Annotated in this window: 25 protein-coding genes; 5 read left to right on the top strand and 20 right to left on the bottom strand. The window is 66.2% G+C overall.

Annotated features, from left to right (window positions below; genetic code table 11):
• Positions 1-18 precede the first annotated feature (18 nt).
• Complete coding sequence (gene ettA / locus ABIE57_RS15530) at positions 19-1,674, top strand: energy-dependent translational throttle protein EttA (RefSeq protein WP_354539940.1); 1,656 nt, start codon at positions 19-21, stop codon at positions 1,672-1,674.
• A 159-nt stretch (positions 1,675-1,833) separates the two neighbouring features.
• Here the strand turns inward: ettA and ABIE57_RS15525 are convergent, their stop codons facing one another.
• From ABIE57_RS15525 to ABIE57_RS15430, 20 genes are all read right to left on the bottom strand, one after another.
• Positions 1,834-2,727 (bottom strand): FAD:protein FMN transferase, encoded by an 894-nt coding sequence (locus ABIE57_RS15525; protein ID WP_354539939.1) that lies wholly within the window; start codon positions 2,725-2,727, stop codon positions 1,834-1,836.
• Between the two features lie 5 nt (positions 2,728-2,732).
• Positions 2,733-3,293 carry a nitrous oxide reductase accessory protein NosL gene (locus tag ABIE57_RS15520; protein WP_354539938.1) on the bottom strand — a complete coding sequence of 187 codons (561 nt, stop codon included), beginning with the start codon at positions 3,291-3,293 and terminating at the stop codon, positions 2,733-2,735.
• Positions 3,290-4,111, bottom strand: a complete 822-nt coding sequence (locus ABIE57_RS15515) for an ABC transporter permease (protein ID WP_354539937.1) — start codon at positions 4,109-4,111, stop codon at positions 3,290-3,292. The genes ABIE57_RS15520 and ABIE57_RS15515 overlap by 4 nt, the downstream gene beginning before the upstream one ends.
• Entirely contained in the window at positions 4,108-4,995 is an 888-nt protein-coding gene (locus ABIE57_RS15510; protein ID WP_354539936.1) for an ABC transporter ATP-binding protein, read from the bottom strand. The genes ABIE57_RS15515 and ABIE57_RS15510 overlap by 4 nt, the downstream gene beginning before the upstream one ends.
• A complete protein-coding gene (locus ABIE57_RS15505) occupies positions 4,970-6,292 on the bottom strand; it encodes a nitrous oxide reductase family maturation protein NosD (RefSeq protein WP_354539935.1) in 1,323 nt (440 codons plus the stop codon). Before ABIE57_RS15505 ends, ABIE57_RS15510 begins: the two co-directional genes overlap by 26 nt.
• A 2-nt stretch (positions 6,293-6,294) precedes the next feature.
• On the bottom strand, positions 6,295-8,223 hold the full coding sequence (gene nosZ, locus ABIE57_RS15500; RefSeq protein WP_354539934.1) for a TAT-dependent nitrous-oxide reductase: 1,929 nt from the start codon (positions 8,221-8,223) through the stop codon (positions 6,295-6,297).
• The gene (locus ABIE57_RS15495; RefSeq protein WP_354539933.1) at positions 8,216-10,420 is read right to left on the bottom strand and encodes a 4Fe-4S binding protein; all 2,205 of its coding nucleotides are present in this window, start codon (positions 10,418-10,420) and stop codon (positions 8,216-8,218) included. Before ABIE57_RS15495 ends, nosZ begins: the two co-directional genes overlap by 8 nt.
• Position 10,421: 1 nt before the next feature.
• Positions 10,422-10,772: a DUF2946 family protein gene (locus ABIE57_RS15490; protein WP_354539932.1), complete on the bottom strand. Its 351-nt coding sequence runs from the start codon at positions 10,770-10,772 to the stop codon at positions 10,422-10,424.
• Between the two features lie 55 nt (positions 10,773-10,827).
• Positions 10,828-11,061 carry a hypothetical protein gene (locus tag ABIE57_RS15485; protein ID WP_354539931.1) on the bottom strand — a complete coding sequence of 78 codons (234 nt, stop codon included), beginning with the start codon at positions 11,059-11,061 and terminating at the stop codon, positions 10,828-10,830.
• A gap of 16 nt (positions 11,062-11,077) precedes the next feature.
• Entirely contained in the window at positions 11,078-12,631 is a 1,554-nt protein-coding gene (locus ABIE57_RS15480; protein WP_354539930.1) for a cytochrome D1 domain-containing protein, read from the bottom strand.
• Positions 12,606-13,817: a heme d1 biosynthesis radical SAM protein NirJ gene (gene nirJ, locus ABIE57_RS15475; RefSeq protein WP_354539929.1), complete on the bottom strand. Its 1,212-nt coding sequence runs from the start codon at positions 13,815-13,817 to the stop codon at positions 12,606-12,608. Before nirJ ends, ABIE57_RS15480 begins: the two co-directional genes overlap by 26 nt.
• 3 nt (positions 13,818-13,820) lie before the next feature.
• Positions 13,821-14,306, bottom strand: a complete 486-nt coding sequence (gene ahbB, locus ABIE57_RS15470) for a siroheme decarboxylase subunit beta (protein WP_354539928.1) — start codon at positions 14,304-14,306, stop codon at positions 13,821-13,823.
• Positions 14,303-14,776 (bottom strand): Lrp/AsnC family transcriptional regulator, encoded by a 474-nt coding sequence (locus ABIE57_RS15465; protein ID WP_354539927.1) that lies wholly within the window; start codon positions 14,774-14,776, stop codon positions 14,303-14,305. Before ABIE57_RS15465 ends, ahbB (ABIE57_RS15470) begins: the two co-directional genes overlap by 4 nt.
• Positions 14,773-15,759 carry a siroheme decarboxylase subunit beta gene (ahbB, locus tag ABIE57_RS15460; protein ID WP_354539926.1) on the bottom strand — a complete coding sequence of 329 codons (987 nt, stop codon included), beginning with the start codon at positions 15,757-15,759 and terminating at the stop codon, positions 14,773-14,775. The genes ABIE57_RS15465 and ahbB (ABIE57_RS15460) overlap by 4 nt, the downstream gene beginning before the upstream one ends.
• Before the next feature lie 3 nt (positions 15,760-15,762).
• The gene (locus ABIE57_RS15455; protein WP_354539925.1) at positions 15,763-16,920 is read right to left on the bottom strand and encodes a cytochrome D1 domain-containing protein; all 1,158 of its coding nucleotides are present in this window, start codon (positions 16,918-16,920) and stop codon (positions 15,763-15,765) included.
• Positions 16,917-17,249 (bottom strand): c-type cytochrome, encoded by a 333-nt coding sequence (locus tag ABIE57_RS15450; protein ID WP_354539924.1) that lies wholly within the window; start codon positions 17,247-17,249, stop codon positions 16,917-16,919. Before ABIE57_RS15450 ends, ABIE57_RS15455 begins: the two co-directional genes overlap by 4 nt.
• Positions 17,242-18,024 carry a uroporphyrinogen-III C-methyltransferase gene (cobA, locus tag ABIE57_RS15445; protein ID WP_354539923.1) on the bottom strand — a complete coding sequence of 261 codons (783 nt, stop codon included), beginning with the start codon at positions 18,022-18,024 and terminating at the stop codon, positions 17,242-17,244. The genes ABIE57_RS15450 and cobA overlap by 8 nt, the downstream gene beginning before the upstream one ends.
• A 66-nt stretch (positions 18,025-18,090) precedes the next feature.
• Positions 18,091-18,507 carry a hypothetical protein gene (locus tag ABIE57_RS15440; RefSeq protein ID WP_354539922.1) on the bottom strand — a complete coding sequence of 139 codons (417 nt, stop codon included), beginning with the start codon at positions 18,505-18,507 and terminating at the stop codon, positions 18,091-18,093.
• Positions 18,508-18,587: 80 nt separating this feature from the next.
• The gene (locus ABIE57_RS15435) at positions 18,588-20,336 is read right to left on the bottom strand and encodes a NapC/NirT family cytochrome c (protein WP_354539921.1); all 1,749 of its coding nucleotides are present in this window, start codon (positions 20,334-20,336) and stop codon (positions 18,588-18,590) included.
• An 84-nt stretch (positions 20,337-20,420) separates the two neighbouring features.
• On the bottom strand, positions 20,421-21,992 hold the full coding sequence (locus tag ABIE57_RS15430) for a cytochrome D1 domain-containing protein (RefSeq protein ID WP_354539920.1): 1,572 nt from the start codon (positions 21,990-21,992) through the stop codon (positions 20,421-20,423).
• A gap of 252 nt (positions 21,993-22,244) precedes the next feature.
• Here ABIE57_RS15430 and ABIE57_RS15425 point away from each other — a divergent pair, with 252 nt between their 5' ends.
• The 4 genes from ABIE57_RS15425 (at position 22,245) to ABIE57_RS15410 (ending at position 26,177) form a co-directional block, all read left to right on the top strand.
• On the top strand, positions 22,245-23,456 hold the full coding sequence (locus ABIE57_RS15425; protein WP_354539919.1) for an NnrS family protein: 1,212 nt from the start codon (positions 22,245-22,247) through the stop codon (positions 23,454-23,456).
• Positions 23,457-23,532: 76 nt separating this feature from the next.
• Positions 23,533-23,985, top strand: a complete 453-nt coding sequence (locus tag ABIE57_RS15420) for a c-type cytochrome (protein ID WP_354539918.1) — start codon at positions 23,533-23,535, stop codon at positions 23,983-23,985.
• A gap of 12 nt (positions 23,986-23,997) precedes the next feature.
• Entirely contained in the window at positions 23,998-25,362 is a 1,365-nt protein-coding gene (locus ABIE57_RS15415) for a cbb3-type cytochrome c oxidase subunit I (RefSeq protein ID WP_354539917.1), read from the top strand.
• Between the two features lie 5 nt (positions 25,363-25,367).
• On the top strand, positions 25,368-26,177 hold the full coding sequence (locus tag ABIE57_RS15410) for a CbbQ/NirQ/NorQ/GpvN family protein (protein WP_354539916.1): 810 nt from the start codon (positions 25,368-25,370) through the stop codon (positions 26,175-26,177).
• Positions 26,178-26,184: the final 7 nt, after the last annotated feature.

Below are 26,184 nucleotides of genomic sequence, written 5' to 3'. Positions count from 1 at the left end.
CGACGGAGAGGCAGTCCCATGGCGTCCTATCAATATGTCTACAACATGCAAGGGGTCTCCAAGACCTATCCGGGCGGCAAGAAATGCTTTGAAAACATCCACCTGAGCTTTCTTCCCGGTGTCAAGATCGGCGTCGTCGGCGTCAACGGCTCGGGCAAGTCCACGCTCATGCGCATCATGGCGGGGATCGACACCGATTTCACCGGCGAGGCGCGCGCGGCGCAGGGCGCGCGCGTGGGCTATCTCCCGCAGGAGCCGCAACTCGACGAAACCCTCAACGTGCGCGGCAACGTGATGCTGGGCGTGGCCGAGAAACAGGCCAAGCTCGACCGATTCAACGAGTTGGCGATGAATTACAGCGACGAGACCGCCGACGAGATGGCGCAGCTTCAGGACGAGATCGACAGCGAAAATCTGTGGGATCTCGACAGCCGGATCGACGTTGCCATGGAGGCGCTGCGCTGCCCCCCCGATGACGCGCAGGTTGCCAGCCTGTCGGGCGGCGAGCGACGCCGCGTCGCGCTCTGCAAGCTGCTGCTCGAGGCCCCCGACATGCTGCTTCTGGACGAGCCGACCAACCACCTCGACGCCGAAACCATCGCCTGGCTGCAACAACACCTGATCGACTACAAGGGCACGATCCTCATCGTCACCCATGACCGCTATTTCCTCGATGACATCACCGGCTGGATTCTCGAACTCGATCGCGGCCGCGGCATCCCCTATGAGGGCAACTATTCCGCCTGGCTGGAACAGAAGGCCAAGCGCCTCGCACAGGAAGCGCGCGAAGACAAATCGCGGCAAAAGACGCTGGAACGGGAACTGGAGTGGATCCGCCAGGGGGCCAAGGCGCGGCAGGCCAAGCAAAAGGCGCGGATCAACGCCTATGAGGATCTGGCCGGCAAGTCCGAGCGCGAGAAAATCGCCCGCGCCCAGATCGTCATTCCCAACGGCCCGCGCCTTGGCTCCAAGGTGATCGAGATCGAGGGGCTGAAAAAGGCCATGGGTGACAAGCTCCTGATCGAGGATCTCAGCTTTTCGCTGCCGCCGGGCGGTATCGTCGGCGTGATCGGCCCCAACGGCGCGGGCAAATCGACGCTCTTCAAGATGTTCACCGGGCAGGAAAAGCCCGATGCCGGCACCATCGCGTATGGCGACACGGTGCAGCTTTCCTACGTCGATCAGTCGCGCGATGACCTCAAACCCGATGACACCGTGTGGGAGGCCATTTCCGGCGGGGCCGAGATCATCCAGTTGGGCGATGCCCAGATGAACTCCCGCGCCTATTGCGGCGCGTTCAACTTCAAGGGCGGCGACCAGCAGAAAAAGGTCTCGCTGCTGTCGGGCGGCGAGCGCAACCGCGTCCACATGGCGCGGCTCCTGAAAGAGGGCGGCAACGTGCTGCTGCTCGACGAGCCGACCAACGACCTCGACGTGGAGACGCTGCGCGCGCTTGAGGATGCGCTCACGGATTTCGCCGGCTGCGCCGTGGTCATCTCCCACGACCGCTTTTTCCTCGACCGCATCTGCACCCACATCCTCGCCTTCGAGGGCGACGCGCATGTGGAATGGTTCGAGGGCGACTTCTCGGCCTATGAGGAAGACAAGAAACGCCGTCTCGGCCCGGACGCGCTGGAGCCGAAGCGGGTGAAATACAAGAAGTTCGCGAGGTGATCGTCATCCCCGACTTGATCGGGGATCTCCTGGCCACGAAGATCCTCGGGTCAAGCCCGAGGATGACGGCTCAAACCGGGTGAAGGCCGCGCGCAACCCGGACGCAAGGCCCGCCGCGCGGTCATCATTCTTCAATCATGGCTCTGGTGCGATCCGCTCTCACGCGCCTATATGTGCCACGCGCACCTTCGGGAAGTGCGCGACGAGCCGCGCCAGTTGCGCCGCATCGGGCATCAGGCAGGCGGCGGTCGAGAGCGCATCGGCCACCGCCGCGCGCGGCGCGGCAATCGAGACGCGCGCCCATGGAGCAGGGCGGTCCGCGCCGTCCGGTGACAGGATATGCCCCTGCCGTCCGTCCCGGTCCATGACCGTGCCGAAGAGGCCCGAGGTGGCCAGCGCCTCATTGCCAAGGCTCAGGTGCGGGCCGTCCTCGATGCGCACCGGCCAGCCCGCGCCGATGGCGGCGATCTCGCCGGTGTCGATGAGGCCAAGCGTCAGTCCCTCGGCTCGCAGAAGCGCCGCGACGCGATCGGCGACATAGCCCTGCGCCACCCCGTTGAGCGTCAGCGCCATGCCGGGCCCGAGCGTGATTGCGGCGGGCGTCACCGACACCCGTTGCCAGCCGACATGCGCGCGGGCCTGCGCGATCTGCGCGGGGTCGGCGGGCCGGCCCTTGGCATGGGCGTGCGCCAGCGTGGCCCAGAGGGGCTGCACCGTCGGGTCAAACCGCCCGCCGCTGGCACGGTGCACCGCGCCGCAAAGGCTGAGGATGTCGAGCATCTCGGGCGGCGGCGCGTCAAGCCGCCCCGATGCGTTGAGCCGCACCAGCGCCGAGTCGATCCGGTGAAGGCTGAAGAGGTGCTCGAGCCGCGCGATTTCGGCCAGTGCCAGAGCGGCGAGGCGTTTCGCTTCGGGGTGGCGCAGGTGCAGTGTGACCGCCGCCCCCATCGCCTGCCCGCGATGGACGGATGCGGGCACGGCCCCGGCCCCGCGCGCGGCCAGCGCCACCGGCAGGGCGGCGCAGATGGTGAGAAAGCGGCGACGGCTCTGCATCGGGGTCATCCTTCGGTCGGGGTCAGCGCCCTGAGGCGGCGGCGGAAATCGTCGGTATCTGCGGGGCTCTCTTCTGGCGTCGTCACCGGAGCGAGCAATGCGGCATCGGGGATATCGGCAAGGCCCATCACCCTGCCGCCATGGCGCGCGGCGAAGGCCTGCGCGGCACCGGCATCGGCGAAGGGCTGCGCCTCGGGCGCGCCCATGCCGCCAACCCGTTCCGAGCCGATCACGTAATGCGCGGCCCCGGCGGCGATCCAGTTATCCGCGCCCATCTCGTCCCAGCTTGGCGCGGCGCCCAGATCGTTGACATAGATGGCGGCGATGATGTGGCTTTGTTCGGGCATCCGCGCATAGGCCAGCGCATCGCGCACCTGGCTGAAGAAGAGCGGCATGGGCAGCCCGTCAAGATGCACCTGCGCCTTGGGGCCGGGATGCTCGATCAGGTCCATCTGACAGAAATGGCCCACGGCCTCGGCGGTCAGTTCCACCGGCGGCGGGGCCTCAGTTCGGTCCTCCTTGCAGGCGGTGAGCGCGAGAAGGGCAACAAGTATCAGGCGGATCATGGCGTGATCTTTCGAAAGGCGGCAAGCGCGAGGCCGAGGGCGGCCAGCGGCCACAAGAGAAGCGAGGCCAGCGCCGCGCCCGGCGGGATCGCGTTGGCCGCCCCGGCAAGCCCTGCGGCGGCGGCCCCGGCCTCGGAGGCGGCAAGGTTATAGAGGCGGAAGGCATCGGCCGGATTGGCCAAGAGCGCGACGGGAAAGACATCGGTGGTGAACCAGCCGCCATTATCCGCGACCAGCGCCGCCAAAAGCCCCAGATCCCACAGCACGATCACCCCAAGCCACAGCCCGATCGCCAGCCCCGCCGCCCCCGAAGGCCGCCGCGACATGGCCGAGAGCGCATAGCCCGCGCCAAGAAACACCGCCCCCAGCACCACCGAGGACCATGTCAGCCGCCAGAGCGCGGGCAGCCCCGCCACGGCGCGCGCGTCTGTGGCCCAGATCGCCAGCGCGGCAAGGCCGTAACCAACCCCCACCGCCAGCGCGAGCACCGCCACATGCGCCAGCAGCTTGCCCAAAAGCACCTCGGCGCGGCTCAGCGGATAGGTCAGCAGAAGCGGCAGCGTGCCGCGCTCGGCCTCGCCCGCGATGGCGTCGAAACTCATCAACAGCGCCACCAGCGGCACAAGATAGACCCCGAGCGAGGTGAGCGAGGCCACCGTCACCGAGAGCCGGTCCACTCCCACCGTGCCCGACGGGGCCGATCCGGCAGCGGCCAGCACGATGGAAAACACCGCCATCATTACCACCGACACCGCCACCCAGCGGTTGCGCAGGCTGATGCGGAATTCGGTCTGCGCCATGGACAGGATACGGATCATGGCGCGGCCTCGCGGCTGAAATGGGTGTAGAGGTCTTCAAGGCTGGGCGGGTGCATCTCGATATCCTCCAGGCTTTCGGTCTGCGCGCTCAGGCGGCGCAGAAGGCCCATCTTCTCGTCCTGCCGACAGCGATAGGTGATGCGGTCGCCGCGCAATTCGCCGCCCGGCACGGCATTCAGGATCGCCGCGCGCGCGCCGTTGACGGCGGTCAATTCCACCGTCACCGGCAGGTCGGCGGCGCGGCGCAGCGCGTTCAGGCTGCCCTCGGCCCGCAGGCGGCCATGGGCAAGGATCACCATGCGGTCGGTGCGCGCCTCGACCTCGGTCAGGGCGTGACTTGACAGAAGGATCGCCGCACCCTCGGCGGCAAGCTCTTCCAGAATGCTGTAGAAATCACGCCGCGACACCGGATCGAGCCCCGATGTCGGCTCGTCCAGAACCATCAGCCGGGGCCGCCCGATCAGCGCCTGCGCCAGCCCGACGCGCTGCCGCATCCCCTTGGAATAGGTGCCGATGCGCCGGTCGGCGGCGTCCGACAGCCCCACCCGGTCCAGCAGCGCGCCCGCCTGCGCGGCGCTCTGCCCCCGCAGGCGCAGGTAATGGGCGATGGTCTCGCGCCCCGTCAATGCGGGATGAAAGGCCGCGCTTTCGGGCAGATAGGCCACGCCCGCGCGCGCCGCCCCCGATCCGGGCCGCGCGCCCAGCACCTCGACCGTGCCGCCGTCATGCGGGATGAGGCCCAGCACGATCTTCATCAGCGTGGACTTGCCCGCGCCGTTATGGCCCAGCAGCGCCACGCGCTCGCCGGGGGCGACCGTCAGCGACACATCGTCGAGCGCGGTCGCGCCGTCAAAGCGCTTAGTGAGATGCGAGAGCGTCAGCATCGTCTCTCCTTTGTGTGCGGGACAGGGCCACGGCGCGCGCTTCATCGGCCAAAAGCGCCTTTGGCACGGCGATTTCCACCGGGGCCATCATCGGGTAGCTGTCCACCACGCCCCCCGGAAGCACGGCGGGAAACGCCGCCTGCGACCAGCGCAAAAGCTGCACCACCGGCGCGCCCAGAAGCAGCTTGGCGGCGGGTTGCGACCACAGGATATGGTCCATCAGATCGTTGGGGCGAAACGGGCCATCGGCACGCCCGTCACCATCAAGATCAAAGGCGGGATGGTCCGACCAGTAATTGCCGCGCCCGTCAAGGCTCCATTCCACATCGCGGGTGCCCACGTATTTGACCTGCGTGCGGTTGCCGACAAAGGCGTTGCCGGTGATGGCGTTACGCTCGGATCCGGCGGTAAAGTGAATCCCGATCTCGCAGCCCTCAAAGCGGTTGCCCGCGATCAGGTTCTTGTGGGCGTTGTAGATGAAGGTGCATTTCTCATGCGTGCCGCCACGGATCAGGTTGCCGGTCACATCGGCATTGTTGGCATAGTTGAGCATCAAGCCATGGGTGCGGTCGCCAAGCGAGAGATTGTCGCGCACTTTGATCCGGTCCGAGAACATCAGCGCATAGCCCAGCGTGTTGCCGATGCTGATATTGCCGCTGATCTCGGTGTCGTTGGTATACATGAAATGCACGGCAAAGCGCAGATCGCGGAAGATGTTGTCGCGAAACACGTTGCGGCGCGAGGCGTTGGAAAAGATGCCGTCGCGCCCCAGCCGGATATCGTTGCCCTCCACCACCGCACCGGGGGCGTTCCAGACATAGATGCCGTTGCCCCGGTCGTTGACGCGGAAGAAATCGCTGCCGATCACGGTATTGCCGCGCACAACGGCATCCTGCGCGCCGTGAATGTCGATGCCGTGCAGGTTGCCGGTCAGGTGGTTGCCCTCGACAAGCGCGCGGGTCGCCCCCTTGAGCAGGCGGATGCCGGAATCGACCGCCGCCCCGTCCTGCCCCGAGCCCGAGATGGCAAGCCCCCGGATGACCACATCAGGCGCGGTCACGGTGATGACCGAGCCTTGGCCGTTGCCGATGATCGCCGCCCCCGCCTCGCCTTCAAGCGTGAGCGGGCGGTCAAGGATCACCGGGCCATCATGGCGGCCCGGTGCAAGGATCAGATGCGCGCCGGGTCCGGCACGCCCAAGCATCTCCTGCAACGCCCCCACCGGCACCCGCTCCTGCGCCGCCGCCCAGAGGGGCAGCGCCGCGAGAAGCAACAGGGTGAGGGCGCGCAGGAACATGATCAGGCGCCTTTCGGCTCGACAAACATCCGGCCGCGCATTTCCATGTGAAGTGCGTGGCAGAACCACTGGCAGTAATACCAGTAAACCCCCGGTTTCGCCGCCTTGAAGGTAATCGAGGAGGTCGCGTTGGGGCTGATCTCCATGGCGACGCCGTGATCGCCCATGGTAAAGCCGTGGGTCAGATCCTCGATATCGTCGAGATTGGTGATGATCACCGTCACCTCGTCATCCTGCCGGACGGTAAAGCTCTCCATCGAGAAGTTGGGCGCCTGGCTCGACATATAGACGCGCACCTTGTCGCCGTCGCGAATTACCTCCTGCATGAAATCGTCGATATCGACGCCATCCGCCTCGGCCTGCGCCCGCGTTTCGGCCCACATCGGGTCGTTACGGTTGTAGACATGGAGCGGATTGACCACCGAGCGGTGCACGATGATGGAATCATGCGGCTCGGCGAAGGTGGGGCCGTCATGCGCCAGTTCCAGCTTGTCGCCATTGATGACGAAAAGCTGCTCGTTCTCGGGCTTGAGCGGGCCGACGTTCAGGAACCGGTCCTTGGAAAACTTGTTCATCGAGATGAAAAATTTTCCGTCCGCCTCCAGCGTCTCGCCCATCGAGGTCGAGTTGTGGCCGGGCTGATAATGCACATCGGTCTTGGAGATGATCGGGTTCACATCCTCGCCCTGATAGGCGCGCACGGCCTTTTCGATGTTCCAGAACGCGATCTGGCTGTCGAGGAACAGCGTGGTATAGGCGTTGCCGCTGCCGTCAAAGGCGGTGTGAAGCGGGCCAAGGCCCAGTTCCGGTTCGGCCACCACGGCGCTGCGCGGGTCGATATCGCTCTCGAACAGCGCATCGAGCTTGCGGACGTCGATCACCGACACCGTCGGCGACAGCTTGCCGCCGATGCACAGGTGGATCTTGTCGGGGGCCATGTTGCAGCCATGCGGGTTGTTGGGGATCGGGATATAGCGGGTGTAGTTCTTGTTTTTCCCCTTGCGCCCGTCGATCACCTTGACGCCGTTCTTTTCCTCGTAATCGCCGGCGGCGAGGCCCTTCTCGATCTCGGCGAGGTTGAAGATGACGACATGATCCATGTCGGATTCGGTCATCTCGCCAAGGTTCATCCCCATCTCCGAGTTGTAGGAGGTGGAAAACGCCCATTTGCCCTCGTAATCGGCATCGGTATTGTCAAGGTTGCCGGTGACCATCACCTGCCAGGCCACTTCCATCGTGTCGGCATTGAGCGCGGTGTAATAGTTCACATATTGCGACGGATCGTCGAGGATCTTGCCGTCATTGATGATCGGCGTCTCGTCCTCGCCATTGGCAAAGACATAGTTGGTGCGCGGCCATTTCTGCGGACGCAGACCGTGGATCGCCTTGGCATTGGGGATCTCGGTGATCTTGTCGCATTTCATGATGTCGCAGCGCACGCGGGCGACGCGGGTATTGGCCTTGTCGTTCATGAACAGATAGCGGCCGTCATACTTGCCCTCGGTAAAGGACATATGGACATGGTGCAGGTCGCCATTGTCGTGGATCTGCTTGCCGTTCGCGGCGAGAAAGGCCTTGGTCTGCGGCTGCATCCGTTCCTGATGGATGCGGATGGATTCGTTGGTCTGACCCCAGCCGGTGGCCGAGCAGCGGTTGAACACCGGCACGCGCATGAATTCGCGCATCGAGGGAATGCCGAGAATGCGCATCTCGCCGGTCTGGCCCGAGGACCAGAAGCCGTAATATTCGTCCAGCTCGCCGGGCGCGACGTTTGCTGCCCCGGCGGCGGCACGGGCGGGGGTCGCGCCGCCAATGGCAGCGGCCCCGCTCAAAAGCGCCGCGCCGCCCATGGTGCCAAGCGCGGCGGTGCCCGCCGTGGCCCCCAGCAGGCCCCGGCGGCTGATGCCGGCTTTCAGGATCTTGTCAGACATTGGTCGTTCCTTTCTTGAGGTTTGGAAGGTTCGGGTGATTGGTCAGGACCCGGTCGACGCTTGCCGCGCCCTTGGCGGCAGTGGCGCGGCGCTTGAGCGTCTTGATGACGACCGGGCATCTGTCTTCGGACTGATACAGAACCTGGCAATGCAGGCAGTTCAGGCATTCGTTGGGGTTGATCTCACCCGTCGGGTGGATCGCCTGCACGAAACATTCGTTGGCGCAGGTCTGGCAGGGATTGCCGCACTCGCGGTAGCGCCGCAGCCAGTCGAACATCCGCATCCGCGCCGGGATCGCCAGCGCCCCGCCAAGCGGGCAGAGATAGCGGCAATAGAACCGCTCGACGAACAGCCCCGCCCCCAGCAGCACCAGCGCATAGAGCACGAACGGCCAGGCGCGGTCGAACTTGAGCACGATGGCGGTCTTGAACGGCTCCACCTCGGCCAGCGTCTCGGCCTGCTCGATCGAGGCCAGCGAGACACCGAACAGCCCCAGGAAAAGGATGTATTTCACCGCCCAGAGCCGCTCGTGCAGACCCCAGGGCAGGGTCCATTGCGGCACCCGCAGGCGGCGCGCGATCTGGTTGCTGAGTTCCTGCAACGCCCCGAACGGGCAGAGCCACCCGCAATAGGCGCCCCGCCCCCAGAAGATCAGCGAGGCCGCGACCGAGAACCACAGGATGAAGGTCAGCGGATCAAGCAGGAAGGCCGACCATGTGAACCCTTCCTTGAGCGAAGAGGCAAGCGCCATGATGTTCACGACCGAGAGTTGCGCATTGGCATACCAGCCCAGAAACACCAGCGTCACCGTGAGGAACCCCATGCGGAACCAGTAAAAGCCGCGTTCCGAGACGGTCGCATAGGTCTGGAAGAAGAACGCGCCCGTCAGCACCAGCAGCATCGCGCCCAGCCCGGCGATTTCCACCGCCTTGTCACGCCAGATCCGTTGCCAGAGCGCGGTCATCGCGGCACTCTCGTTTTCTTCGATGGCCAGCGGCGCGGGGGCCTTGGCGGCGGGCGGTGCGGGCAGGTCGCGCAGCAGGTGCGCGGGCGGCCGCCAGCCGGTCTCGAAGGTGGTATAGATCCGCTCCAGCGCGCCCACCTCGCGGCTGACCAGCAGTTGCAAGCGCCAGGGCTGTGCCGGGTCAAAGCCGCTCTCGGCGGGGATGCGGAACATGTCCTGCTCGCGGAATCGCGGTGTCCCCTCCGGCAGAAGATCGCCCACGCGGCGATGATCGCGGTCGCGGAACCGGATCGCCATATCGCCCTGGATCAGCTGGATACGGTCGAAGATCCCGCCGCGCACATAGCCCGAGCCCTTGAAGGAATAGCGCCCCAGCCCCATGACCATGAGCACATGATCGCCCTCGCCCGCCCAGTCCTGCACCGTCTGGTATTCGCGCTCCAGCAGCAGCGCGCGCCCGATCGCGGGAATGCTGGGCAGGGTGGTGTAAAGCTCGATGAAATTGTCGGTCTCCGGCCCCTCTTCGGGCACGTCGAGCGCGCGCGGATCGCCCAGTTCGGCGAAGGCCGCGTTGACCTCGGCCACGCTCAGCACCATGCGCCGCACCGTGCCGTTGCCCACCAGGGTTTCCCAGTCGCCACTGACCTCTGCCTCGGGGTCGATCTCGACACGCGGGGCGGCGGGCGTGCCCGCCTGCCCCAGCCCGCCCAGATCAAGCGCGCGCGCCACCCTGAGCGATGAGCGCAGGATCGAATCGTCGATCACCATGATGGTGACGGTCACGCCCGAGATGATTTCCAGCGGATGCTCGGCCTCGCCGCGCGCCTCGGCGGCGATGTCGCGGCCCTTGAACTCGGAGGTGAGCTTGGCAATCCGCGCCTCGGGGATGCCGATGAGGACAATCGGCTCGGAATGCTTGACCAGCCGCACACCCTGCACCACCGCCGCCTCATCGAGCGCAATGAGGATATGGATGGGCTTGCCGGAATAGCCGGTGGTGCCCACGAAATCGGAATTGACGAAGGCATAGCCGATGCGCGCGCCACCCCTGAGCACGGGGGCGACCGGCAGATCGGGCAGCGGCGCGCCATAGCTGTCGGCACCCTCGAACAGCTCCGAGGCGGGGACTTCGGCCAGATAGCGGGTAAGGAGCGTGTGATCGGTCTGCGCCAGTGCGGCGCGGGGCAGGGCCAGCCCGATCAACAGAAGCAGAAGAAGCGCGAAACGGTGCATGTCAGACCTGTGCCAGCGGGGGGCCGCGCGGGGCCGGGAAAAGCGTCGCGCGTTCGGGCAAGAGCGCAACGCGCGGAAAGACGGATGCACTGAGCGCGCGCAAGGCGGGGCGTGGCAGGGCGATCATGTCGGGCAGAAGCGCCGGGGCCGGACCGCAGGCGGCGCAGCACAGCGCGCAATCCTCTTCGGTCTCGACGGGTTGGCCATCAAGGCCCACGCGGATCACATGCTCTGCCCCGCCCGTGCAGATCACCATGTCCAGCCCCAAAGCCCGACCGGGCAGGGGCAGGATGCCGGTCGCCAGACCGGGCAGAAGGCAGAGAAGCCAAAGGAATCGAAGGAGCGGTTTCATGGGGTCAGTATCGTGGCGCTGGGCGCGCCCGGCCTTGATATTGATCAATTGGGATTCATGATTTTGCGCTGGCTCTTTTCGGCCCCGCCGCCGCCTCGTCCATCAGCCCACGCACCCAGCGACCGCAGAGCCATGCGGCGGGCACGCCCAAGGGCAGCGAGAGCCAGAGCGCCAGCACCGGCGGCAGCGCGACGAGCCCTGCCTTGTGCGCGATCAACCCCGCCAGAAACAGGTTGATCGCCACGGCAGGCGTGGCGAAGGGGTAGAGCAGCAGCGCGAGTTTCCACACCGGCCAGCGGCCCGGTTCAGTGGGATGTGCCCTCGGCGAAGGTGATCTTGTTCCAGACATTGTATTTCCCCGAAGGTTTGCGCATGGGCAGCCGTGTCACCTCGGTCAGCGTCTCGGCGTCGTAGACGATCACCGCGCCGTCATCCTCCCAGATCGAGACCAGCGCGTGCCGTCCGTCGCGGGTGAACTCGGTATGGGCCACGGTCTGCCCCGGCGCGGGGCGCAGCGTGCGCACGATTTCCAGCGTCTGCTTGTCGATCACATGCATCGCGTCCTTGTTGGGGCCAAAGAACACGTCGGCCCAGACATAGCGGCTGTTGGCATGGGAGCGCATGAAGAAACCCGGCCCCTCGGTCTTGATCCGCTTGATGGTTTTCCAGGTGGTCATGTCGATGAAGGAAATCATCCCCTCCTTGAGATGCGGTGTTGCCATGATCCTTGTGCCGTTCCAGTCCCAGGTGATGCCCGATCCCAGATGCGGCATTCCGGGCAGGTCGATCTCGGCCACCTTGTGACCATAGTCGAGGTCGATCACCAGCGCGCTCTCGGTCGCGCGCGAGGCCCCGATCAGGTTCACATAGCCCTGATCGAAAAAGAAATCGTCGAGGATCTGCTCGGTGCGCATCTTGCGCACCGGAAAGCGGCGGGCAATCTCGGGCGGGCCCTCGACGCGGGTATCGTGGACCCAGCCGGTATGCGGCGGGGTCTCGGAGGTGGAGATTTCCCAGACCTCGGGAATGTCCTTGAGCGCCAGCACGAAGCTGTCGCGCGGCGGCGCCTGATAGACCGCCGAGACGCGGCTTGGCGTGCCGTCGCGGCCCCTGATCTCGATCACCTTTTCGGGCTTGAGCGTGACCGCGTCGAGAATGGTCAGCGTCATCGGCAGATAATTGGCCACGGCAAGCCATTTGCCATCGGCGCTGATCGCGATGTTGCGGGCGTTGAGACCGGCGCGGATGCGGCCCATCTCGGTCAGGCCCCAGATGTCGTATTTCTGCACCCAACCATCGCGCGACACCACGTAAACCAGCCGCCCGTCGGGGCTGAACTTCGGCCCGCCATGCACGGCAAAGGGGGTCTCGAACCGCGCCAGCACGGCGAAGGTATCGCCGTCGAGCACCGAGATATGGCTGTCGGCGATTTCGACCGCAAGCGTCACGTTCATCGGATCGGCGCTGAAAACCGGCGTGGTGGCGGGGGTGTGGGCGTCGTTGAAACTGCGCGTGGCCAGCATCTCGGCCATTCCCCAGTGCGGCGTCTCGGTGAGCGGTTCCTTGAGATGGGCGGCGATGGCGGCGATTTCCTCGGGCCTGAGCACCTCGGCAAAGCCCGGCATCTGCGTGGCGGCGCGGCCATGGGCGATCACCGCCTCAAGTTCCGGGCCGCCGATGCGGCCAAGCGTCTGCGGAATGAGCGCGGGGCCGGTGCCGCCCAGCCGCGTCTCGGCATGGCAGGCGGCGCAATGCGTGGCATAAAGCGCGGCACCGTCGGGCGCGGCCATCGCCGGGGTGGCGAGGAGGAGGGCGGCGGCGAGGGCCGCGCGCTCAGAAGAAACGATGCGCCGGATCATGGCTTTTCCCCCGGAATGGCGTGACGGTCAGGCGGGCCGCGTCGGCGCTCAGGCCGATTTCCTCGGCGCTGAGATAACAGGCCGGATCCTCGGCCCAGGGATCGCCCGAGACCTGAAGCGCGCGGATCCGCGTGTTGCCGCCGCAGATCGCCTGATGCGCGCAGGCCCCGCAGCGGCCCTTGAGCGGGCGCGGGCGGGTGCGCAATGCGGCCAGCATCGGATCGTCGCCGGTCCAGATCTCGGAAAAGGGCCGGTCCTTGACCGATCCCACGGTGTAATCCGACCAGTAGGTATCGGGATGCACGCGGCCTTGCGTGTCGATATTGGCCACGCCCAGACCGCTGGAATTGCCGCCCCAGGCGGTCAGGTGCGCGCGCAGATGCGCAATCTTTTCGGCGCTGAAATGCCGCTCGGCCCAATGCAGGAAATAGACCGCGTCGGCATCGTTGTTGCCGGTCACGATGTCGAGCGGCTGCTCTTCGGCCACCGCCACCCAGGCCCGGTCGATCAGGTGATCGAGCGCCACGCGGGTATGCAGATGCTGGGCATCCTCGCCGCGATGCTTGTCGCCGCGCCCGGCATAGACAAGGTGCGAGAGATAGAACTTGTCCACCCCCTCGGCGTCGCAGAGATCGAGCATGTCGGGCAGGGTATGGGCATTGTCGCGCGTCAGCGTAAAGCGCAACCCCACCTTGACGCCGCGCGCCTTGCAGGCCCGCACGCCCGCAAGGGCGGCGTCAAAGGCCCCGTCGACCCCGCGAAACCAGTCGTTCACCCCGCCGATCCCATCGAGCGAAATGCCGACATAGTCGAACTCGAGCGCGGCGATCCGGTCGATATTCTCCGAGAGCCGCGTGCCGTTGGTCGAGAGCGCCAGATACCGGAAATCGAGCGCGCGGGCGCGTTCCGCCAGGTCGAAGAAATCGATGCGCGACAGCGGCTCGCCCCCCGACAGGATCAGCGCGGGCACCTTGAAGGCGGCCAGATCGTCGAGCACATCCATCGCCTCGCCATGGCTCAACTCGCCGGGAAAGGAGATATCGGCAGAGGTGGTATAGCAATGCCGGCACCGCAGGTTGCAGCGGCGGGTCAGGTTCCAGATCACCACCGGGCGCACCGTTCCCATACGGGCGCGCACGGGACTGGGGTTCACCAGCTCGCGCATATATTGGGTCAGACGAAACATGGCTCAGCCCTCCGGCCTCAGGCGCATCCCGGTCTTTTTCAGGATGCGGGTGGAATAGAGAATGTCGTGGCGTGCGCAGGCAGCGCCGAGAATATCCGCCACCCCGGCGCGATGCGTCTCGACGGTGGCGCGGTCGGGGCCGTGCAGCATGGCGAAAAGGTTATAGGGCCAGTCGGGCAGGGCGCGCGGGCGCAGGTAGCAATGCGACACGAAGGGCAGCGCGCCCACGACCTCGCCAAGCGCCTCGGCGCGGGTATCGGCCACGTCCCAGACGCTCATCCCGTTGGCGAGCATCCCGAGCGCATAGTGATTGGGCGCAAGTGCCACGCGGCGCACGATGCCCGCGCGGTGCAGCGCGGCAAGCCGGTCGATCACCTCGGCCTCGGGCAGGGCCAGCCAACTTGCCACCTCGGCATAGGGTTCGGCCACCAGCGGCAGGCCTGCCTGTGTCGCGGCGATGATCCGGCGGTCGGTGGTGTCGAGTGTCATGCCTCTACCCTGAAGCCGATGAAGAACTCCCGCAGCTTGGGAAAGCGCAGGACTGTGATCCCCGTCTCCTCTTCGATGCGGGCCGCCACGGTCTCGATCCCTCCGGGGTCCTCGCAGGCGAGCACGAACCACATGTTGAGCCGGTGCGTGCGTTCATAATTATGCGCCACCTCCGGATGGGCATTGACCAAAGTCATGACCTCCTCGAAACGTGCCTCCGGGACCTCCATGGCGCAGAGGCAAAAGGCCCCGCCCATGGCCTCGGCGTCGAAGAACGGGCCAAAGCGGGTGACTGCGCCGATCTCGCGCAGATGCGCCAGCCGTTCGGTCAGTTCCGTGCCGCTCAGGCCAAGGGGGGCGGCGGCCTGCGTGAACGGGTCATGGGCGATGGGAAAGCCGTCTTGCAGCGCGTTGAGGATCGCGCGGTCCGTGGCGTCGAGCGCCTCGGGGGGGAGCGCCGCGCGTCTCATGCTGCCTCGGACGGCAGAAGCCGCGCACCGGTCTGCTTGAAGCAGCGTTGCGAGAACAGCACCTGATGGGGGGTGCCGCGCAAGTCGGGCAGGGCGCGGGCGGTGGCGAGAACCGCCATCGCCTCGGGGCGGCTGCGCCCGTGGATCATGCAAAAGAGGCCGTAGGGCCAGACCCCCGGCACGGTGCGGCGCTGATAGCAGAGCGTCACGCCGGGATGCGCGGCAAGCGCGCGGCCTGCCGCCTCCATCCGCGCCTCCGGCAGATCGAAGGTGACCATGGCATTGGCGGCCCAGCCAAGCGAGCGGTGGCGCACGATCACGCCCAGCCGGGTGAGGATGCCCGCCGTCAGCAGTGCGCCGATGCGCTCGATCACGGCTGCCTCGCTCATCCCCAGATCGCGGGCGGCGGCGGCGTAGGGATCGGCGACGATCGGCAGGCCTTGCGAGAGCAGGTGCAAAAGCGGGCGGTCGCCGTCGCGGAGCGCGGCGCAGTTCACCGGGGCGTCGCGCCGGGGGACCGGGCGCGCGCCCTGCAAAGGAAAGCCAAGGTCGATGTTGAACGCCCGCCGAAGCCGCAGGTCGAGCACCTCATGCCCGCTGCGCGCGGCGATGCGGTCAAGCGTGGCCTGCAACCCGGCACCGTCCGCTGCGGTGGCCACGAACCACAGGTTCCAGGCATGATCGCGCTGATAGCTGTGATTGACGCCCGGCTCCTGTCCGACGATGGCGGCGACCGCCTCGAGTTGCTCCGCCGGAACGCCAAGCGCCGCGAGCGTCGAGGCCCCGGCGGTGTTGGGCCGCACGGTGGCACCCACGCGGGCGATCTTGCCCTCCTCGGCAAGGCGCGCGAGGCGTTCGATCACGTCGGCTTCGGTCAGCCCGATCCGGTCGGCCATCACCGCAAAGGGGCGCGGCACCAGCGGCAAGTCGCGCTGAAAGCGGTCGAGCAGGGCGGTGTCACGGGGGTCGAGACGGGCGGGCATGGTCTATAGCCCCGTGCGATGCGCGCGCGCGGTGAAGAAGATGCCGGAGGGGCTTTCAGCCTCCAGTTCCGCCTTTACCGTGCGGTTGTGGGTGTCATAGACAAAGACCCGGTTGCCATCGCGCGAACTGACCCAAAGCTCGTGCCCGCGCGGGCTGAACTCCATGTGCAGCACGGCGGCGCCGGGGGTGAGGGTCGCCACCACCTCATGCGTGCGGCTGTCGATCACCTGAAGCGTGTCGTTATGCGGCAGGGCGAAATTCACCCAGACATAGGGGCTGCCGGGTTGCGCCACGGCAAAGATCGGCTGGCCATGCAGCGCCGTGCGGCCGGCCTGCGCAAGTGTCGCGCGTTCCACCCAGAGCAGCGCGTGTTGTCCCACGGCAGGCAGGGCGAACTGCCCTTCGGTCAACGCCCAGCCTTGCAGGTGGGGCATCTTGTAGACCGGCATTTCCGCGTCCTCGCGGCCGTAATCGTCAAGGAACCGCACCGGCTCGGGCGTGTCCTGCCACATGTCGAATAGCGTCAGGCCCTTTTCGCCGAACAGCCCCACGATGTAATGACGCCCGTCGCCCGAGAGCACCGCGTCATAGGGGTTGAGGCCCGCATGACCCAGATCGGTGATGACCGGCGCGGCCCCCGACAGATCGGCCAGCCAGACCGTTCCCGTTTCCCACACGGTCCAGGCAAAGCGCCGGTTCGGCAGATCGACAAGGCCCACGGTCTTGCCGTCCGAGGGAATGTCGGCGACCATCTCCAGCGTTGCGGCGTCGAACACGCGCACGCCGCCCGGCTCGTAATTCGATACCGCCACCAGCGCGCCATCGTCCGAAATCGCCCCGCCGATGGAATTGCCGCCCTGAATAACGCGGGCGGTGATCGCGCCCGTCAGCATATCCACCTGCGTCAGCCCGCCGTCGCGGCCAAAGACATAGGCCAGCCGCTCGTCGGGCGAGAAGGTGACCGAGGCGTGGCTGAGATCGCCCAGGCCGTCGATGCGCGTTATGACCTCATGCGCGATCCGGTCCACCAACAGGACCGAACCGGTCGCGCGCTCGATCACAAGTCCAAGCCCGCCGGTGGCGCGCAGAGAGGTCCCGGCCCCGGCGGGCGTTGCGAGAAGGGCGACCAAAACGGCGAGGGTGGACAGGATCCGTTTCATTCGTGTGGCTCCGTCAGAAGTTGCTGCGCCATCCACAGCGCCTCGGCGTCGGTCAGAAGCGCGCGCCAGGGCGGCATGGCGGTGCCGGGGATGCCGTCGAGGATGATCGCGGCGAGCCCCTCGGGCGCGGCATGGCCAAGCGCCTCGCGCGTCAGCGGGCTGCCAAGCCCGCCCTTGCGCGCCAGCCCGTGACAAGAGCCGCAATCCTGCACCAGCATATGCCCAAGCCGTTCGGCGCGCTCGGCACTGATCTCGGCCGTGGCGGGAAGCGGGGCGAGCCAGGTCATGACGACGGCAACGGCAAGGCAGAGGGCGGCCGTGTTACGCATAGACCCTCACCTCGGCATGGGGCAGCGGCAGGGCGGCATTGCCCTCGTAAAGCCGCACCACATGGCCGATGACAAAGAGCACCGGGGCGGCAAGGTCGGCCTGCGCGATCTCGGGGCCGATGCGGTCGAGCGTGGAGACCAGCCGCGCCTCGCGCGGGGTGGTGACGCTGGCCACCGCCATCACCGGCAGGTCGGCAGGCAGGCCATGGGCCATCAGTTCCGCCGCGATCCGCGCGATATTGGCCACGCCCATGTAGACGACAAGCGTGGTCTCCTCGCAGGCGAGCGACGCCCAGTCCAGATCGAGGCTGCCGTCGCGCGCGCGGTGCCCGGTGACATAGCGCACGCCGGTGGCCAGGCCGCGATGCGTGAGCGGCACACCCGTGGAGGCGGCCATGCCCTGCGCGGCGGTGATGCCGGGCACGTAATCCACCGTGATCCCGGCGGCGCGCAACACCTCTGCCTCTTCGCTGCCGCGCCCGAAGATCAGCGGATCGCCGCCCTTGAGCCGCACCACCCGCAGGCCCTGCCGTGCCAGATCGACCAGCAGCGCGTTGATCCCCTCCTGCGGCACGGGGTGGCATTTGGGCGTCTTGCCCACGTCGATGCGCCGCACGCGGGCGGGCACGAGGGCCAGGATCTCGGGGCTGACCAGCCGGTCAAAGACCAGCACATCGGCGTCTTGCAGGCACCTGAGCGCCTTGCAGGTCAAGAGGTCGGGATCGCCCGGACCGGAACCGACAAGGGAAACGTGGCCTTGGCTGGGGTATGACATGGGACTCTCCGGGCTTGGCTGTGATCCCAGATTGACCGATCGCCCGCGCGCGAACCTTGACTTTCGTTAAGGCCGCGCGTCTTGCGGTGCCGTTTCGCGGGTTGCCTCGATGAGATATGCAATCACCATGTCGCGGTCCTCGGTGCGGCGGCGGAAGCCGCCGAAATTCATCTCTGTGCCGGGGATGAATTCATCGGGCTTGGTCAGCCAAAGCTTGAGATTCTCGACCGTCCAGACCCCGCCCCAGGCGCGCATCGCCTCGGAATAAGGGAAATCGGGCACCGAGGCCGCGGGCCGCCCGATCAGCCCGTTGAGCCAGGGCGCCTTGTAGATCACGTGGTCAAGCCCGTGGCACTGGCTGCACCGCCGCTCGAAAATGGCCGCGCCCTCGGCCAGCGATTCGGGGTCTGTTGGCAGGTCGTCGGCCAGCGCAGTCAGCGGCAGGAACGCCAGAACGCTGGCGAGGGTGCGGATCGGGGGCATGGCTCTCTCCCTTTCTTGGGGTGGAAATGACGACCCCGGCCCGTCAGTGGAGCCGGGGCCGCCTCCTGCCGCGCCCGCCCTCAGGGCGCGACGGCGTTCAACTCGACCGACGCATCGTCGAGCGCCAGCCGCAGATCGAGCGAGACATGGTGGAACCGTGCCGCCGCGTGATCGTCATGGAGCGCGAACCCCACCGTGTAGACCTTGCCCGGCACGATGGCGATCTGTCCCGGCGCGGTGGCCGCAAGCGGGCGCACCAGCACCGCCGTCCAGGTATCGCCCTCCAGCACCATGGAGCCGTCGACCGGGTGGCCTGCATCCTCGTGCCGCCGCTCCAGCAGATAGCCGCGCCGCGCATTGCCCGAGGCGTCAAGCCGTGTGAAGTCCATGAAGGTGTCGTTCTCCAGGAAGGCGGCAAGCTCGCCCTCGTCGCGCAGCAGGTCCCAGCCGCCCATCGGGCGCGCACGGCCCTTGAGTTCGATATCGGTGCGGCTGTTGGGGATGTATTTCTGCACATAGCCGTGCCCGCCGAGCGCCGCGTCAAGATCGCCAAGGCTCTCGGGTGCATTGGGCATGGTGCGGCTGTCCATGTGGCAGCTTGACCAGCAGCCCGCCTGATCGGCGCGCTCCACCCCGCTGCCCACGATCATCATGGCGAGTTTGACGGGGTTCTCGGGGTCCATCATGCCGCCCTCGACGAAGGGCACGGGGGCGTGCCCGCCATCTTTCCAGCGCAGGCGCAGGTAGAGGTTGGTGTCGTCATGGGCGGCCTGAATGGCCACGTCCACCGACCCGCGCTTGCCCGGAATGGGGGTGGGTTCGGCCTTTTCGCCGCTGACCATCTTGGCCCCCATGGCGGCGGTTTCCTTGGCATGGCAGACCGAGCATTGATCGCCGCCCTTGGTAAAGGCGCGGGCGCCACCATGTTCCTTGCCGTTGAGCACCCATTCCCAGGGCGTCTGGCCGGGATAGAAGAGGCCGACCGTGACGGGGGTGATGGCGGACCAGTCGATGGCGCCGCCCGGCCCCTCGTCGGCAGGTGCCGCCGAGGCGTCGCTCGCGCTCAGGGCCTGTTCGACAGCCGCGGTGATGCGCGCCTCGACCGCCGCCTCTTCGGCCTGGGCCGCCTCTGCGGCGGCGGCGGCCTCTTCGGCCTCGACCTGCTGGATATAGGCCAGCCCGTCAAGGAAGCTTTGCGGGACCTGCTTGATGTGCTTCGGGTTGGGCGTCTCGAGCGCCTCGAGCAATTCGTCGGGCGCGCGGCTGCGCACATCCGAATGCGCAATCCCCTTGTGGCAGTCGATGCAGGTCTGCCCCGTCTCCATCGCCGTCAGGTGCTGCTGACGCGCGCGCGGCTTCTGGAAGCGGGGGTTCATGCTCTCGATGGTGTGACAGTTGCGGCATTCGCGCGAGTCGGTCTTTTTCATCGCCGTCCAGACACGGGTGGCGAGCCGCAGGCGCTCTTCCTCGAATTTCTCGCGGGTGTCGATCGTGCCCACGACCTTGCCATAAAGCTCGCGCGAGGCCTGCACCTTGCGCACCATCTTGTGCACCCAGGGGTCAGGGACGTGACAATCCGAACAGGTTGCCTGCACGCCAGAGCGGTTCTCGTGGTGGATGGTGTGTTCGTATTCCTTGAACACGTTCTCGCGCATCTCGTGGCAGGAGACGCAGAAATCCATCGTGTTTGTGGCTTCCATGGCGGTGTTGAACCCGCCCCAGAAGACAATGCCCGCGGCAAAGGCGGCGGCGGCACCGGCGACGGGCACGCCGAAAAGCACCCAGCGCCGCCATATGCGGCCGGGTTTCTTGGGGGTTTCGTCAGTCATGTGATCCGCGCTCCGTCCGGTCTGCGGTTGATCTTGGAAAGGGCGAAGGCCGGGGGGCGATGATGCCCCCCGGCCCGGTTTCGCTCAGGTCTTGTGGTTCGAGCGGTTGTAGACGTTGAACTTGCCGGTGGGGGCGAAGAGCCCCTTGATCCGGGCCTTTTCTTCCAGCGTCTCGGCGTCGAAGATCACGATCTCGCCATTGTCGGTTTTCGAATCCGACCGGTTCCAGACCGAGGCCCAGACCTCGGAGCCATCCTGGTTGAATTCGAAATGAACGGCGACAGAGCCTTCGGTCTCGGTCAACTGGATGGTCTTGACGATCTCGCCGGTGGCCTTGTCGATCACCTGCACCGATTGCTGGATCTCGGGCTCGGGATGCAGCGTCTGATCCGCCCAGACATATTTGCTGTCCGGATGGGTGCGCACGAAGAGGCCCGGCCCGTCGGTTTCGACCTCGTAGCAGATCTTCCAGGCATTGTCGGGATGGCCCTCGGGATCGTTGCCCCAGACCGTCACGAAGCCGGTGCCAAGATGCGTGGTGCCGCCCACGGGGCCGCAATTGGGGTCAACCCAGTTGGCGCCGGGGCCGGGATGCGGCTTGGACTTGACGTCGATCGTCGCTTCGAGCTTGCGGGTCTTGGTGTCGATCACGACCATCTGGTTCGAGGCATTCGCCGCGATCTGGAAATACCGGCCGGTCGGATCAAAGAACCCGTCATGCAGATATTTGGAGTTGTCGATCTTGTCGATCCGCAGGTTGTCGAGATCGGTGTAATCGACCTGCCAGATCTGGCCCAGTTCCTTGATGGCAACCACCCATGTCGGCTCGTGCGGGGTGGTGTAGATGGCGGCGACGCGCGCCTCTTCCACATACTCGCCGTCCACGTTGACGCCACGGGTCGAGACGACCTTTTTCGGCTCCATCGTTTCCGCGTCCACGATGGCGAAATGCGGCGGCCAGTAGCCCCCGCCGATGACGTATTTGCCATCGCCGGACACGGCCACGTCGCGGGCGTCATAGGCGATCTTGACCTCGGCCACGAGCATGTTCTCGGGGTTTTGCCACAGGTCGATCTTGGTCATCTTGCCGTCGCGGCCCATCGTATACCAGAACCGGCCCGGATTTTCCGGCTCGTCGATGCTGTGATGTTCGGAGGCCTTGAGCACGTGCACCGCATAGCCGGTGGGGATATGCGCCAGCACCTCCTTGGTGTCGCCGTCGATCACCGCGACCTTGCCCACGTCGCGTTCGATCACGACAAAGAAGTTCTCCCAGTTGCGGCCATGCAGCGGCTCTGTCGGGTAATCCTTTGGCTCGACATAGACCTTGCGGGTCTGCATCATCTGGGTGATCGACATCTCGGGCGGCTTGGGCGGGTCGATCTGGATATAGGTGGCCAGATCGACGATCTGCTCAGGGCTGAGGATGCCGTCGAAATTGTTCATCCCGCCTTCGGTGCCGTAAGCAATGATGCGCTCCAGCCGGTCCTGGCCAAGCTTGAGCGTGCCGGTCACCGTCTCGGTGCCGTCGGCGGCCTTGGTCTTGACCTCGGGCAAGAGCGGCTTGCCGGTAGCACCCTTGCGCAAGACGCCGTGGCAGCCGGCGCATTGCTCGAAATAGGTCTGCTTGGCGGCGTCGAACGCCTCCGGGCTCATGCTCGGTTGTTCCTGGGCGAGTGCGGGAAGTGCCGCCGTCGAAAGCAGGAAAGACAGACCGGCGCCGAGCAAGAGCCCTGGCGTCTGCGGTGTCCTCGCGGCTGGGATTGTCATGTCAGAATCTCCGTTGGCTGGTGAGGCTCCTTCAGTCTGGTCGATCACCGGCGCGCGATCCTTGACTTTCGTTAAGGTGTCCCGGGCGTTTCGGCGCGAGGGTCGATGTCAGGTTTTCCGGACAGCGGGGCGAGGGCCATGGCACAGGGCAACACGGGCGCGGTGGCGCGCTTTTTCTCCGACGGGTGGCGGGTGTTCTTCACCGCCGCCGCCCTTTACGCGGTGTTCTCGCTGATCGTCTGGACCGGCTGGCTCGGCATCCATGCCGCAGGCGGGATTGTGAGCGATCTGCCCTTCTCGCCGCCGCCGCATCTGTGGCACGCGCATGAAATGGTGTTCGGCTATCCGGCGGCGGCGATGGGGGGATTTTTCCTCACCGCCGTGCCGAACTGGACCGGAACCCCCGCCGCGCGGCGCGGCTTTGTCGTGACGGTGGCCGCGCTGTGGCTGGCGGGGCGGCTGGGCATCTGGTTCTCGGGCAGCCTGCCGGTGGTCATGGTGGCCGCGCTCGATCTGGCCTTTCTGCCGGTGCTGGCGGCCAAGATCCTGGGCCAGCTTCTCAAGCGCCCGAAGCCGCAGAACATGATGTTTCTGGGCGTGCTCGCGCTCATCTGGGCGGGCAATCTCATGGTGCACCTCGACTGGGCCGGGGTAACGGGCAGCGGGGCCGAGGGGTTGCGGCTGGGGCTTTTTGCCACCTGCGGGCTGATCGTGGTGCTGGGCGGGCGCGTCACCCCCGCCTTTACCCGCAACGCGATGACCCGCGCCGGGATCACGCAGCGCCTGCCGCAAAGCCGCCTGTCGCTCGACATGGCGGTGATCGCGCTCACGCTCCTGACCGCGCTGGCGGCGGGCCTGTCGCTGCCGGGGCCGGTCTTTGCCGCGCTGGCGCTGGCGGCGGGCAGCGCGCAGCTTTTGCGCGGCGCGTTCTGGCGACCGCTCTGGACCTGGAACCAGCCCATTCTCTGGGTGCTGCATCTCGGCATGGCGCTGCTGGGTCTCGGGCTGATCCTGTCGGGGCTGGCGGCGCTCGGGCTGGGATCGGAGGTGGCCGCGCTGCACCTGCTGGGCATCGGCGCGGTGGGGGTGATGACGCTGGCGGTGATGTCGCGCGCGGCGCTGGGCCATGGCGGTCACGCGCTTGTCGCGCCCTTTCCGGTGGCGCTGGCCTACGCGCTTCTGGTGCTGTCGGCGCTGGCGCGCTGGGCCGGCTCCAGCCTCGGGGTCGAGCATTATTATGCGGGCGTTCTCGGCGCGGGGCTTCTGTGGGTGCTGGCCTTCGCGCTGGCCGCCGCCGCGCTCTGGCCGGTGCTCACGGGGCCGCGCGCGCAAACCGCCGCCGCCGATTGACTTTCGTTAAGGAAGGCGCGACCCGCCCGCGCCACAGTGAACCCACCGTCAACCGCTCCGAAAAGGAGACTGCGCCATGCGCGAAGTCCTGACCAAGACGATGGCCCGCAACATATTCTACGGCGGATCATTGTTCTTCATTATCATCTTCGTGGGCCTCACCGCCCATTCCCACCGCTACATCGTGACCAAATCAACCGACCGTGGCGGCCTCACCGAGAGTGTCGCGGCGGGCAAGCATGTCTGGGAAAGAAATTCCTGCATCAACTGCCACTCGATCCTTGGGGAAGGCGCCTATTTCGCCCCCGAACTGGGCAATGTGATGGCCCGCTGGGGCGTTCAGGACGACCCCGAGGCGGCCGCCGACATGCTCAAGGGCTGGATGGACGCGATGCCCACGGGAATCGAGGGCCGCCGCCAGATGCCGAATTTCGGCCTGAGCGACGAAGAGTATCGCAACCTTGCGGATTTCCTTCTCTGGACGGGCCGCATCAACACGCAGAACTGGCCGCCGAACGACGCCGGTTGAGGAGCGAGAACCATGAAATACCAAACCCAGAAAATCGCCCTGGCCTATTTTGCCGTGGCGCTTGCGCTCTTCGCGGTGCAGGTGACCGTCGGCCTGATCATGGGCTTTGTCTATGTGGCACCCAATTTCCTGTCGGATCTGGTGCCCTTCAACATCCTGCGGATGCTCCATTCCAACAGCCTGATCGTGTGGTTGCTGCTGGGCTTCTTCGGATCGGCCTATTACCTCCTGCCCGAGGAATCGGAGCGCGAGATCCATTCGACCAAGCTCGCCTATCTGCAACTGGGCATTCTCGTGCTCGGCACGCTTGGCGTGGTGGTCACCTATCTCTTCAACATCTTCGAGGGCAATTTCCTGCTTGGCAAGGAGGGGCGTGAATTCCTCGAACAGCCGAAATGGGTCAAGGCGGGCATCGTCGTGGCGGCGCTCATCTTTCTCTACAACGTCTCGATGACGGTGCTGGCGGGGCGCAAGACGGCGATCACCAATATCCTGCTTCTCGGCCTCTGGGGCCTGTCGCTGCTGTTCCTCTTCGCCTTCTACAACCCCTCCAACCTCGCACTCGACAAGATGTATTGGTGGTATGTGGTCCATCTCTGGGTGGAGGGCACGTGGGAGCTGGTGATGGCCTCGATCCTCGCCTTCCTGATGCTCAAGCTGACGGGCGTTGACCGCGAAGTGGTCGAAAAATGGCTCTATGTCATCGTCGCGGCCGCGCTCTTCTCGGGCATCCTCGGGACCGGGCACCACTATTACTGGATCGGCACGCCGGGATACTGGCAGTGGATCGGCTCGATCTTCTCTTCGCTGGAGGTGATCCCGTTCTTTGCCATGATGTCCTTTGCCTTCGTCATGGTCTGGAAGGGGCGGCGCGACCATCCCAACAAGGCGGCGCTTCTCTGGGCGCTCGGCTGTGCCACGCTGGCCTTTTTCGGCGCGGGGGTCTGGGGCTTTCTGCACACGCTGCACGGGGTCAATTACTACACCCACGGCACGCAGATCACCGCCGCCCACGGCCACCTTGCCTTCTACGGGGCCTATGTCTGCCTTGTGCTGGCGATCGTGACCTATGCCATGCCGCATCTTCTGGGGCGCGATCCCTATAACCAGGTGCTCAACATGGTGTCGTTCTGGCTGATGTCCTCGGGCGTGGTGTTCATGACCTTCGTGCTGACCTTCGCAGGCACGGTGCAGACCCATCTGCAACGGGTCATGGGCGAGGAATACATGGCCGTGCAGGATCAGCTTGCGATCTTCTACTGGATGCGCTTCGGGGCGGGGATTGCGGTGGTGCTTGGCGCGCTGCTCTTCATCTACGCCGTGTTCGTGCCGCGCCGCGAGGTGATCGAGCCCGGCCTGAGCCAGCCTGCGGAGTGATGCAGATGGACGGATCCCACCCCACCCTGAAGGGGGCGGCTGACGCCCCCTTCTACCTGCCGCAGGGCGACGAGATCGCGCTTTTCGCGGCGGCGCATGACAACCGCCTGCCGGTCCTGCTCAAGGGGCCGACGGGCTGCGGCAAGACGCGGTTCGTCGCGCACATGGCCGCCCGCCTTGGCCGCCCGCTCTATACCGTGGCCTGCCATGACGACCTGTCGGCGGCGGACCTGATCGGGCGCTACCTGCTCAAGGGCGGCGAGACGATCTGGGCCGATGGCCCGCTGACCCGCGCCGTGCGCGAGGGCGCGATCTGCTATCTCGACGAGGTGGTGGAGGCGCGCAAGGATGTCACCGTGGTGCTGCACCCGCTGACCGATGACCGCCGCATCCTGCCCATCGAGCGCACCGGCGAAGAGCTTGCCGCGCCCGACGGCTTCATGCTGGTGGCCTCCTACAACCCCGGCTATCAGAACATCCTCAAGACGCTGAAGCCCTCGACCCGGCAGCGGTTCATCTCGGTCGAGTTCGACTTTCCGGCACCTGCGCGCGAGATTGCCGTGGTCGCGCGGGAATCGGGCCTGCCCGAGGACCGCGTCAAGCCGCTGGTGCGGCTTGCCAACCGGCTGCGCGATCTCAAGGGGCAGGATCTGGAGGAAGGGGTCTCGACCCGCCTCGTGGTCTATGCCGCCACGCTCATCCATCAGGGCATGCCGGTCGAGCGGGCGATCCTCGCTGCGATGATCGAGCCGCTGACCGATGACCGCGACACCAAACGCGGGCTCCTCGATCTTGTCACCGCCGTTTTCGGGTGAGGCCGGT

The organism is Roseovarius sp. MBR-6, from assembly GCF_040547525.1.
GTDB lineage: Bacteria > Pseudomonadota > Alphaproteobacteria > Rhodobacterales > Rhodobacteraceae > Roseovarius.
This window is presented reverse-complemented; position numbering and strand designations above follow the sequence as displayed.